Source organism: Streptomyces sp. NPDC059853, assembly GCF_042731495.1.
In the GTDB taxonomy this organism is placed as follows: domain Bacteria; phylum Actinomycetota; class Actinomycetes; order Streptomycetales; family Streptomycetaceae; genus Streptomyces.
In genome coordinates this window covers 1-9,819 of the sequence record NZ_JBHWJL010000197.1, presented here as the reverse complement: position 1 = coordinate 9,819, position 9,819 = coordinate 1, and the positions used below count along the sequence as shown (strand labels likewise).

12 protein-coding genes are annotated in these 9,819 nt (G+C 70.1%); 3 read left to right on the top strand and 9 right to left on the bottom strand.

From position 1 onward, the window contains the following. Positions 1-138: 138 nt before the first annotated feature. Both rph and ACFV5N_RS19370 read right to left on the bottom strand, forming a co-directional pair. Positions 139-867 (bottom strand): ribonuclease PH, encoded by a 729-nt coding sequence (gene rph, locus ACFV5N_RS19375; RefSeq protein WP_385601185.1) that lies wholly within the window; start codon positions 865-867, stop codon positions 139-141. A gap of 23 nt (positions 868-890) precedes the next feature. After that, a complete protein-coding gene (locus ACFV5N_RS19370; RefSeq protein ID WP_385601182.1) occupies positions 891-1,646 on the bottom strand; it encodes an MBL fold metallo-hydrolase in 756 nt (251 codons plus the stop codon). Positions 1,647-1,761: 115 nt separating this feature from the next. On the opposite strand from ACFV5N_RS19370, the gene ACFV5N_RS19365 reads away from it, so the two are divergent. After that, positions 1,762-1,956, top strand: coding sequence for a hypothetical protein (locus ACFV5N_RS19365; RefSeq protein WP_385601179.1), 195 nt, complete (start codon positions 1,762-1,764; stop codon positions 1,954-1,956). Between the two features lie 35 nt (positions 1,957-1,991). Here the strand turns inward: ACFV5N_RS19365 and rodA are convergent, their stop codons facing one another. From rodA to clpS, 7 genes are all read right to left on the bottom strand, one after another. Beyond that, a complete protein-coding gene (gene rodA / locus ACFV5N_RS19360; protein WP_385601189.1) occupies positions 1,992-3,128 on the bottom strand; it encodes a rod shape-determining protein RodA in 1,137 nt (378 codons plus the stop codon). A gap of 137 nt (positions 3,129-3,265) precedes the next feature. After that, a complete protein-coding gene (locus ACFV5N_RS19355; protein ID WP_385601176.1) occupies positions 3,266-4,216 on the bottom strand; it encodes a PLP-dependent cysteine synthase family protein in 951 nt (316 codons plus the stop codon). Continuing rightward, a complete protein-coding gene (locus ACFV5N_RS19350) occupies positions 4,216-4,497 on the bottom strand; it encodes a MoaD/ThiS family protein (protein WP_385601173.1) in 282 nt (93 codons plus the stop codon). Before ACFV5N_RS19350 ends, ACFV5N_RS19355 begins: the two co-directional genes overlap by 1 nt. A 98-nt stretch (positions 4,498-4,595) precedes the next feature. Continuing rightward, positions 4,596-5,027 carry a Mov34/MPN/PAD-1 family protein gene (locus ACFV5N_RS19345; RefSeq protein ID WP_019433229.1) on the bottom strand — a complete coding sequence of 144 codons (432 nt, stop codon included), beginning with the start codon at positions 5,025-5,027 and terminating at the stop codon, positions 4,596-4,598. A 73-nt stretch (positions 5,028-5,100) separates the two neighbouring features. After that, positions 5,101-6,660: an alanine/glycine:cation symporter family protein gene (locus ACFV5N_RS19340; protein ID WP_385601171.1), complete on the bottom strand. Its 1,560-nt coding sequence runs from the start codon at positions 6,658-6,660 to the stop codon at positions 5,101-5,103. Positions 6,661-6,827: 167 nt separating this feature from the next. Then, a complete protein-coding gene (locus ACFV5N_RS19335; protein ID WP_385601168.1) occupies positions 6,828-7,433 on the bottom strand; it encodes a DUF2017 domain-containing protein in 606 nt (201 codons plus the stop codon). Beyond that, positions 7,433-7,720, bottom strand: coding sequence for an ATP-dependent Clp protease adapter ClpS (gene clpS / locus ACFV5N_RS19330; protein WP_385601188.1), 288 nt, complete (start codon positions 7,718-7,720; stop codon positions 7,433-7,435). The genes ACFV5N_RS19335 and clpS overlap by 1 nt, the downstream gene beginning before the upstream one ends. 78 nt (positions 7,721-7,798) lie before the next feature. Between clpS and ACFV5N_RS19325 the strand changes: the two genes are divergently transcribed. Both ACFV5N_RS19325 and ACFV5N_RS19320 read left to right on the top strand, forming a co-directional pair. Further along, positions 7,799-9,127 (top strand): nicotinate phosphoribosyltransferase, encoded by a 1,329-nt coding sequence (locus ACFV5N_RS19325; RefSeq protein WP_385601166.1) that lies wholly within the window; start codon positions 7,799-7,801, stop codon positions 9,125-9,127. Between the two features lie 141 nt (positions 9,128-9,268). After that, the coding region (locus ACFV5N_RS19320) for an isochorismatase family protein (RefSeq protein ID WP_385601164.1) at positions 9,269-9,819 on the top strand (551 nt) is incomplete at its 3' end.

Here is a 9,819-nt window from a genome sequence, read left to right as displayed (position 1 = left end):
GAGGGGTACTCGGAGACGTCAAGGTTTACGGCGGAAAATCGTTCGGGATTCTGAAATTCGTTCGGGATACCGGACAAAGGGCGGGGGCGGCCCCGCGCGCTCACCGCGCGTCACCGCCCCCGGCCGGAGAGACCGCGCTCAGTCGGCCGCCAGCGCCGCCCGCTGCGCCGCGTCGAGTTCGGCGCACCCGGCCACCGCGAGATCCAGCAGCGCGTTCAGCTCGTGCCGGGCGAACGGCACCCCCTCGGCGGTGCCCTGGACCTCGATGAAGCGGCCGTCCCCGGTGCACACCACGTTCATGTCGGTGCCGGCCCGCACATCCTCCTCGTAGGCGAGGTCCAGCATCGGCACCCCGCCGATGATGCCGACGCTGACCGCCGCCACCGAGCCGGTCAGCGGCTGGCCCTTGCCCTTGACGAGCTTGCGGGTACGGCCCCAGGAGATCGCGTCGGCCAGCGCCACGTAGGCGCCGGTGATGGCGGCGGTACGGGTCCCGCCGTCCGCCTGGAGCACGTCGCAGTCCAGCACGATGGTGTTCTCGCCGAGCGCCTTGAAGTCCACCACCGCGCGCAGCGAACGGCCGATCAGCCGGGAGATCTCATGGGTGCGGCCGCCGATCTTGCCGCGCACCGACTCCCGGTCGCCCCGGGTGTTGGTGGCCCGGGGCAGCATCGCGTACTCGCCGGTGACCCAGCCCTCGCCGCTGCCGCGCCGCCAGCGCGGCACGCCCTCGGTGAAGCTGGCGGTGCACAGCACCTTGGTGTCCCCGAAGGACACCAGCACGGAACCCTCGGCGTGCTTGCTCCAGCCGCGCTCGATGGAGACGGGTCGGAGCTGGTCGGCCTGGCGGCCGTCGATACGAGACATGCGGGTGAGCCTAGTGGGCGGTCTCAGACGCGATAGACCGCCCCGGGCCTGGCCAGCTCCACCGGGCCGCCGAAGGCCGCGCGCGCGTCGCGCAGATTGGTCAGCGGATCGGTCCACGGCGGGATGTGGGTGAGGACCAGCTTCCCGGCCCCGGCCCGCTCGGCGCACTCCCCCGCCTGCCGGCCGTTGAGATGCAGCTCGCCGATGTCCTCCTTGCCGTGGGTGAAGGACGCCTCGCACAGGAAGAGGTCGCACTCCCTGGCCAGCTCGGTGAGGTTGCCGCACTCCCCGGTGTCACCCGAATAGCACAGCGTCCGGCCGCGGTGTTCGATGCGGAAGCCGTAGGTCTCCACCGGGTGCGTCACCCGGTCGGTGCGGACGGTGAGCGGCCCGAGCCGGAAGGTGCCGCCCGCGGTCAGCGGGCGGAAGTCGAAGACCTCGCTCATCGACTTCTCCGACGGCGTGTCGTCGTACGCCGTGGTCAGCCGCCGCTCGGTGTTCTGCGGGCCGTAGACCGGGATCGGCTCGCACCGGCCGCCTTCGTAGCGGTAGTAGCGGGCGACGAAGTAGGCGCACATGTCGATGCAGTGGTCGGGATGGAGATGACTGATCGCGATCGCGTCGATGTCGTACAGACCCGTGTACTTCTGCAGCTCGCCGAGGGCGCCATTGCCCAGATCTAGGAGCAGCCGGTAGCCCTCGGCCTCGATGAGGTAGCTGGAACAGGCCGAGTCCGCGGACGGGAACGACCCCGAGCAGCCGACGACGGTGAGCTTCATGGACGGGGGAACCTCCGTGGTGGGGTTCGAATGACTGTAAGTCGCACGGCGGCTCGCCGCGCCCCGGCCGGTCCGCGGTGTGGGCGGAATCACCGTCGCGGGGTACCGTCGGAACATGGACGCCTTGTGGTGGATTGTCCTGGTGGTGATCGCCGGTGTGGCGCTCATCGCGGCGCTCGTGGACGGCACCGCGCGGCTGGGCGCGGGCGGGTCGGGCCGGACCCGACGCCGGTGGCCGTGGGGCCGCCGCGATGACCGCGACGGACCCGGCGGCCGGGGCGACGGAAGCGGCCGGGGCGACCGGGACTGAGCCGGGCCGGTGCCCGGCCGGTGCCCCGCCGGTCGTCAGTTGCGCGTGGTCTTGCGGCGCACCTGGATGGCCAGCAGCAGCCCGATCGCGATCCAGATCGCGAAGGTGGAGGACCCGCCGTAGGACAGGAACGGCAGCGGCACACCGGTGACCGGCATGATGCCCAGTGCCATCCCCATGTTCTCGAAGGACTGGAAGGCGATCCAGGTGACGATGCCCCCGGCCACGATCGTGCCGTACACGTCGGGGGACTTCATGGCGATCACGCAGCCGCGCCACATGATGACGCCGAACAGGGCGATCACCGTCGCCCCGCCGACGAAGCCCAGCTCCTCCCCCACCACCGTGAAGATGAAGTCCGTGTGCTGCTCCGGCACGAACTGGCCGAGCGTCTGGCTGCCGTGGAAGAGCCCCTGCCCGAAGAGCCCGCCCGAGCCGATGGCGATCCGCGCCTGGTTGGTGTTGTAGCCCACCCCGGCCGGGTCGAGTGCGGGGTTGGCGAAGGCGGCGAACCGGTTGATCTGGTACTGGTCGAGTACTCCGAGCAGCCAGACCGCGACCGCCAGCAGCACCCCGGCCGTGACCAGCCCGACGATCCAGCCGCGCGCCGCGCCCGAGCTCATCAGGACGCCCAGCGCGATCGCGGCCAGTACCAGCGTCGTGCCCACGTCCGGGGTGGCCAGGATGAGCACCGAGGGGATCGCCACCAGGCCGAGCGCCCGCAGCACCGACGGCGAGTCGGGGACGGAGCTGTCGTCGCCCTCCACCCCGGCGGCCAGCAGGGTGGCCATGGCCAGGATGACGGAGACCTTCACCAGCTCCGAGGGCTGGAAGGCGAAGCCGCCGCCGAGCTGGATCCAGCTCTGCGAGCCGTTCACATTGCTGCCCAGCGGGCTGAGCACCACCAGGCACAGCACCAGCGTGCCCGCGTACAGCACCGGCACCAGGTCGCGCAGCCGGCTGTGGCCCAGCCACACCACCAGGGCGGCGAGCCCGCACCCGATGCCGATGTTCAGCAGGTGCCGCATCAGGAAGAAGTACGGATCGTCGCCGGTGAGGTCGGTACGGGCCCGGGTGGCCGAGTAGACCACGGTGGCGCCCAGCAGTGAGAGCGCCAGCGCGGCGCCCAGCAGCGGCCAGTCCAGCCGGCGCGCGATCGAGTCCCGGTCCATGAGCCGGCTCCGCAAGGTCCGCTGGACCTCGGAGCGGGCGCCGGTATAGCTGTGCACACTCACGCGAACGACTGTACGTGAGCACACCGACACTCAGCGTGAACCGGGCGCGGCTCTCGCGCCGCCCCGCCCGGATGTCAGGCCCAGAGCTGGCCCTGGAGCAGCTCCACCGCCTCTTCCGTGCTCGCGGCCGTGTAGATGCCGGTGGACAGGTACTTCCAGCCACCGTCCGCGACGACGAAGACGATGTCGGCGTCCTCCCCGTCCCGTACCGCCTTGCGGGCCACGCCCAGCGCGGCGTGCAGGACCGCGCCGGTGGAGACCCCGGCGAAGATGCCCTCCTGCTCCAGCAGCTCCCGGGTGCGGCGCACCGCATCCTCGGAGCCCACCGAGTAGCGGGTGCTGAGCACGGAGGCGTCGTACAGCTCGGGGATGAAGCCCTCGTCCAGGTTACGCAGCCCGTACACCAGGTCGTCGTAGCGCGGCTCGGCCGCCACGATCCGTACCTCCGGCCGCTGTTCGCGCAGATACCGGCCCACACCCATCAGAGTGCCGGTGGTGCCCAGGCCCGCCACGAAGTGGGTGACGGAGGGCAGGTCGGCGAGGATCTCGGGGCCGGTGCCGGCGTAGTGGGCACCGGCGTTGTCCGGGTTGCCGTACTGGTAGAGCATCACCCACTCGGGGTGCTCGGCGGCCAGCTCCTTGGCGACCCGCACCGCCGTGTTGGAGCCGCCGGCGGCCGGCGAGGAGATGATCTCGGCGCCCCACATGGCCAGCAGCTGGCGGCGTTCGGCGGAGGTGTTCTCCGGCATGACGCACACCATGCGGTAGCCCTTGAGCTTGGCGGCCATGGCCAGCGAGATCCCGGTGTTGCCCGAGGTGGGCTCCAGGATGGTGCACCCGGGGGTGAGCCGGCCGGCCTTCTCGGCCTGCTCGATCATGTACAGGGCGGGCCGGTCCTTGACGGAGCCGGTGGGGTTGCGGTCCTCCAGCTTGGCCCAGACCCGGACCGATCCGGAGGGCGAGAGCCTCGGCAGCAACACCAGCGGGGTGTTGCCGACCGAGGCCAGCGGGGAGTCGAAGCGCATCAGCGCGCGCCTCCGGCCACGGCGGGCAGGATGGTGACCTGGTCGCCGTCGGTCAGCTCGGTGGCGCTGCCCTTGAGGAAGCGGACGTCCTCGTCGTTGAGGTAGACGTTGACGAAGCGGCGCAGCTCGCCGTTCTCCTCCACCAGCCGCGCCCGGATGCCGGGGTGGCGGGACTCCAGGTCCGTGATCAGCTCGGCCAGGGTGGCGCCGGCTCCGGTCACGGCTTTCTCGCCGTCGGTGTAGGTGCGCAGGATGGTCGGGATGCGGACCTCGATGGCCATGAAAGCTCCAGATCAGGTGGGACGGCGTGCCATGGACGCGCCCGGTGGGTGACCGTGCGTGCCAGGGAGAACCATGCGGTCATCGTATCGATTCCCGATCAGTCACCGTAGGTGTCCACGATGCGGACCTCCTCCTCGGTGACCTCCCCGTCCACGATGCGGAACGAGCGGAAGGAGAAGGGGCCTTCGTCGTTGCCGCACTCGGCGGTGGAGACGAGGACGTAGTGGGCCCCCGGCTCGCCGGCGTAGGAGATGTCGGTGCGCGAGGGGTACGCCTCGGTGGCGGTGTGGGAGTGGTAGATGACCACCGGCTCCTCGTCGCGGTCGTCGAGGTCCCGGTACAGGCGCAGCAGATCACCGGAGTCGAACTCGTAGAAGGTGGGCGAGCGGGCGGCGTTGAGCATGGGGACGAACCGCTCGGGGCGGTCGCTGCCGGCCGGGCCCGCGATGATGCCGCATGCCTCGTCCGGGTGGTCCCGGCGGGCGTGGGCGAGGATCGCGTCGTGCAGCTCTCGGGTGATGGTCAGCATGCGGCCCACCCTAGAGGGGGTGCCCCCGGCCGCGTCAGCGGGCCGGGGGCGGTGGCAGGGGCGGGGGCTGAGGTCAGTCCTTGACCAGCGGGGTCTTGGCGGCGCGGGCCTCGGCCTCGGCGGTTTCGGCGGCGCGCTCGTCGGCCTCGATCTCCTCCTCGGTGTCACCGGCGTCGCGGCGCCGGACGTATTCGAGGACCTTCTTCAGCTCCCTCTTCACGACCGGGGCCAGCAGGTAGAGCCCGATGATGTTGAAGACGGCGGCCAGGAAGAGCGCGGAGTCGGAGAGGTCGACCAGGGAGCCCAGCGACATCATGGCGCCGATGATCACGAAGAAGCAGAAGACGACCTTGTAGACGGTGTCGCTGACCTTGGAGGCGCCGAACAGGTAGTGCCAGGACTTCTGCCCGTAGTAGGACCAGGTGATCAGGGTGGAGAAGGCGAACAGCAGCACCGCGACGGTGAGGAGGTTCGGGAACCAGGGCAGGGCGGTGGCGAAGGCGTCCGAGGTGATGGAGATGCCGACCGGCTCGTCGGACTGCCGGGCCGCCTCGTAGACCGGGCCGCTGGCGATGATGATGGTGAGCGCGGTCATGGTGCAGATGACCACGGTGTCGATGAACGGCTCGATCATCGCGACCAGGCCCTCGGTGGCGGGGCGCTTGGTCTTGACCGCCGAGTGGGCGATGGGGGCGGAGCCGACGCCCGCCTCGTTCGAGAAGGCGGCCCGCCGGAAGCCCTGGATCAGCGCGCCGATCACACCGCCGGTGACACCCTCGGGGCTGAAGGCGCCGGTGATGATGGTGCTGATCGCGTCGGGCACCTGGCCGACGTTGAACAGGATGACGATCAGACAGGCGGCGACGTACATGATCGCCATGGCGGGCACCAGCCTGGAGGTGACCGCGCCGATGGACTTGATGCCGCCCAGCAGCACCAGGCCGACCAGCACGGCGATCACCACGCCGAAGAGCAGGGAGCCCGCGGAGCCGGTGAAGAAGTCGGTGCTGTCCGAGGTGACGGAGGCCAGCTGCTCCAGGGACTGGTTGACCTGGAGGACGTTGCCGCCGAAGAGGGCGAAGAGCAGCACCATCAGGGCGGCGGGGGCCGCTATCATCCGGCCGAGCTGCGGCAGGCCGCGCTCGGCGAGGCCCTTGCGCAGGTAGAGCATCGGGCCGCCGGTGACCCGGCCCTGCTCGTCGATCTCCCGGTATTTCACCCCAAGGGTGCATTCGACGAATTTCGTCGCCATGCCGAGGAAGCCGCAGAGAATCATCCAGAAGGTGGCACCCGGGCCACCCAGGGAGACGGCGACCGCCACACCGGCGATATTCCCGAGGCCCACGGTGCCCGAGACCGCCGAGGTGAGCGCCTGGAAGTGACTGATCTCGCCGGGCGCGTCCTTCTGCTCGTACTTGCCGCTGACGAACTTGAAGGCGAGCTTGATGTAGCGGATCTGAGCGAAGCCGAAGTACACCGTGAACACGAGACCGGCGATCGCCAGCCAGGCCACGATCACCGGGAATTCGGCGCCGAAGACCGGGACGTTGTAGAAGACGATGTCCGACGCAACGCTGCTGATCGGATCGAAGAAGTCACTGATCGCCTTGTCGACGTCATCAGTCCAGGACATGGGTGGAGGTTCCTCTGGCTGCTGGTGGGGAAGGAAACACACCGCGAGTGGCGCGCTGGGGACAATTCAGATGGGGAATTTCCTACCACGCAACATCATGCACACAATGTGGCGCACGTCACAGCGCGGGTAACAGTCACATTACCCACACCCAATACCGGGTCAGATTACGGCAGAAGGGTGGCGATCAGGGATTCCTGAAGTCCGCCCAGCCAGAGATATGCCATCACCAGCGGCTTGTCGGGATTGTCATCCGGAAGGCCGAAGAGGCGGTCGCTGTCGTCATCCTTGCTGATGCCGAGCCGGACGCCGATCGCCAGCCGCAGATCGTTCAGCGTCCGCAGCCATGCCTGGGAGTCGTCCGGCGTCAGGGTGAGAACGGCCCCGCCCGGCCCGTTCTCCTGCCCGGAGAGCCCGTCGAGTGCCCGGATCACCCGCAGCAGATTCTCCCGTTTCCCGGCGCGCAGATCACCCTCGGTGAAGCGGCGGAACTCTGCGGAGTACTGCCGGGAGCGCTCGTCCTGATCACCGTCTTCCGGGCCGTGATAGGCGTCCGGGAAGAGCCGGGCGAGCGCGGGGTCGCTCGGCGGTTCACTCGGGCCCTCCGTGAACAGCGCGTCCAGTTCGTCGCCGACGCTCTCGGCCCGGTCACCGGGCCCGATCAGCTCCAGCAGCTGGACGGCCAGACTGCGCAGAATGGAGATCTCGATCTCGTCCAGCGCGATCGCCGCGCCGCCCGCCTCGCCGCCGGCCCGTTCGAAGTAACCCGCCATCACCGGTCCTGCGAGAGCGTGGCCCACAGGCCATAACCGTGCATGGCCTGGACATCCCGCTCCATTTCCTCGCGGCTGCCCTCGGAGACCACGGCGCGGCCCTTGTGATGTACGTCCAGCATCAGCTTCTTGGCCTTGTCCTTCGAATAGCCGAAATACGCCTGGAACACGTAGGTCACATAACTCATGAGGTTGACGGGGTCGTTGTGCACGATCGTCACCCACGGCACCTCGGGCTCGGGCACCTGCACCGGAGCGCCCTCGGACTGGGTGCGCTCGACCTCCATGGGGATGGCACTCACGCTCCCATGCTGCCACAGACCCCGATATCGTCACTTTGACGAGATGGGAGGTACGCTGATCCCATGGATGACTTGGAGCTGGGGCTGCCGGTGGCCGTGCCCTCGACCGCGCTGTTCACCGACCAGTACGAGCTGACCATGCTGCAGGCCGCGCTCCACGCCGGCACCGCGCACCGCCGTACCGTCTTCGAGGTCTTCACCCGCCGGCTGCCCGCCGGCCGCCGCTACGGCGTGGTGGCCGGCACCGGCCGGCTGCTGGACGCGGTGGAGAACTTCCGCTTCGATCCGCCGCTGCTGGACTATCTGCGCGAGGCGCGGGTGGTGGACGAGCCGACCCTGCGCTGGCTCGCCGACTACCGCTTCACCGGCACCGTGCGCGGCTACCCCGAGGGCGAGGTCTACTTCCCCGGCTCGCCGATCCTCCAGGTCAGCGGCACCTTCGCGGAGTGCGTGCTGCTGGAGACGGTGATCTTGTCGATCCTCAACCACGACTCGGCGATCGCCGCCGCCGCGTCCCGGATGGCGGTGGCGGCGAGCGGGCGCCCGCTGATCGAGATGGGGGCCAGGCGCACCCACGAATTGGCCGCCGTCGCCGCCTCCCGCGCGGCGTACGTCGGCGGGTTCTCCTCCACCTCCGACCTGGCGGCCGGGTTCCGCTACGGCATCCCCACCGTGGGCACCAGCGCGCACGCGTTCACCCTGCTGCACGACAGCGAGCGGGACGCGTTCACCGCCCAGGTCGAGTCGCTGGGCACCGGCACCACCCTGCTGGTGGACACCTACGACGTCACCGAGGCGGTCCGCACTGCCGTGGAGGTGGCGGGACCGAAGCTCGGGGCGGTCCGCATCGACTCCGGGGACCTGCTGCTGGTCGCGCACCGGGTGCGCCGCCAGCTGGACGAGCTGGGGGCGCACGACACGCGGATCACGGTCACCAGCGACCTGGACGAGTACGCGATCGCCTCGCTGGCCGCCGCGCCGGTGGACGCGTACGGGGTGGGTACCCGGCTGGTCACCGGCAGTGGCCACCCGACCTGCTCGATGGTGTACAAGATGGTGGCCCGCGCGGCCGGGGACGGGCCGGACGCGCCGCTGGAGCCGGTGGCGAAGCGCTCCAGCGGCGGGAAGCTGTCCATCGGCGGGGTGAAGTGGGCGGCGCGCCGTCCGGACGCGGACGGGGTGGCCGAGGCCGAGGTCGTCGGCACCGGCGAGGTGCCCGCGGAGCTGGCGGATCACCTGCTGAGCGTGGAGCTGATGCGGGACGGGCGCGCGGTGGCACGGGAGCGGCTCGACGCGGCGCGTGACCGGCACCGGGCGGCCCGTGACCTGCTGCCGCTGTCCGCGACCCAGCTGTCCCAGGGGGAGCCCGTCCTGCGCACGGAGTACATCTGAGGCCAAAGCCTGACGGCAGCCTGTGACCGTGCCCCCGGTATGAGCCCTCGCCGCCGCCACGCCCGACCGCATAGCCTCGGAAGTGGTCGGCCTTGCACCCGATACCGTTCGAGACCGGAACCAGCCGAAAGGGTGTTCGTCATGCACCGCGCACTCATCGTCGTCGACGTACAGAACGACTTCTGCGAGGGAGGCGCCCTCCCGGTCGCCGGCGGCGCCGACGTGGCGGCGGCCATCACCGACCTGATCGGCGACGCCGCCCCCGGATACCGCCACGTGGTGGCCACCCGTGATCACCACATCGACCCGGGCGACCACTTCTCCGAGACGCCCGACTTCAGAACCTCCTGGCCACGGCACTGTGTGGCCGGCACCGAGGGGATCGGCTTCCACCCGAACTTCGCCCCGGCCGTCGCCTCCGGCGCCGTCGACGCCTGCTTCGACAAGGGCGCCTACGAGGCGGCGTACAGCGGCTTCGAGGGCGCGGACGCGGACGGGCGCACACTCGCCGACTGGCTGCGCGCCCACCAGGTGACCGAGGTGGACGTGGTGGGGATCGCCACCGACCACTGCGTCAGGGCCACCGCGCTGGACGCGGTGCGGGCCGGGTTCCGCACCCAGGTGCTGCTCGACCTGACCGCCGGGGTCAGCCAGGAGACGGTGGACGAGGCGCTGCGGGAGCTGGAGAACGC

What these genes read in the sequence shown, in the direction of transcription:
- ACFV5N_RS19340 (WP_385601171.1), bottom strand. Translation starts at nt 6,660, where the DNA reads ATGTCCTGGACTGATGACGTCGACAAGGCGATCAGTGACTTCTTCGAT.
- ACFV5N_RS19350 (WP_385601173.1), bottom strand. Translation starts at nt 4,497, where the DNA reads ATGGCCATCGAGGTCCGCATCCCGACCATCCTGCGCACCTACACCGAC.
- ACFV5N_RS19335 (WP_385601168.1), bottom strand. Translation starts at nt 7,433, where the DNA reads ATGGCGGGTTACTTCGAACGGGCCGGCGGCGAGGCGGGCGGCGCGGCG.
- ACFV5N_RS19325 (WP_385601166.1), top strand. Translation starts at nt 7,799, where the DNA reads ATGGATGACTTGGAGCTGGGGCTGCCGGTGGCCGTGCCCTCGACCGCG.
- ACFV5N_RS19365 (WP_385601179.1), top strand. Translation starts at nt 1,762, where the DNA reads ATGGACGCCTTGTGGTGGATTGTCCTGGTGGTGATCGCCGGTGTGGCG.
- rodA (WP_385601189.1), bottom strand. Translation starts at nt 3,128, where the DNA reads ATGGACCGGGACTCGATCGCGCGCCGGCTGGACTGGCCGCTGCTGGGC.
- ACFV5N_RS19345 (WP_019433229.1), bottom strand. Translation starts at nt 5,027, where the DNA reads ATGCTGACCATCACCCGAGAGCTGCACGACGCGATCCTCGCCCACGCC.
- ACFV5N_RS19355 (WP_385601176.1), bottom strand. Translation starts at nt 4,216, where the DNA reads ATGCGCTTCGACTCCCCGCTGGCCTCGGTCGGCAACACCCCGCTGGTG.
- clpS (WP_385601188.1), bottom strand. Translation starts at nt 7,720, where the DNA reads ATGGAGGTCGAGCGCACCCAGTCCGAGGGCGCTCCGGTGCAGGTGCCC.
- rph (WP_385601185.1), bottom strand. Translation starts at nt 867, where the DNA reads ATGTCTCGTATCGACGGCCGCCAGGCCGACCAGCTCCGACCCGTCTCC.
- ACFV5N_RS19370 (WP_385601182.1), bottom strand. Translation starts at nt 1,646, where the DNA reads ATGAAGCTCACCGTCGTCGGCTGCTCGGGGTCGTTCCCGTCCGCGGAC.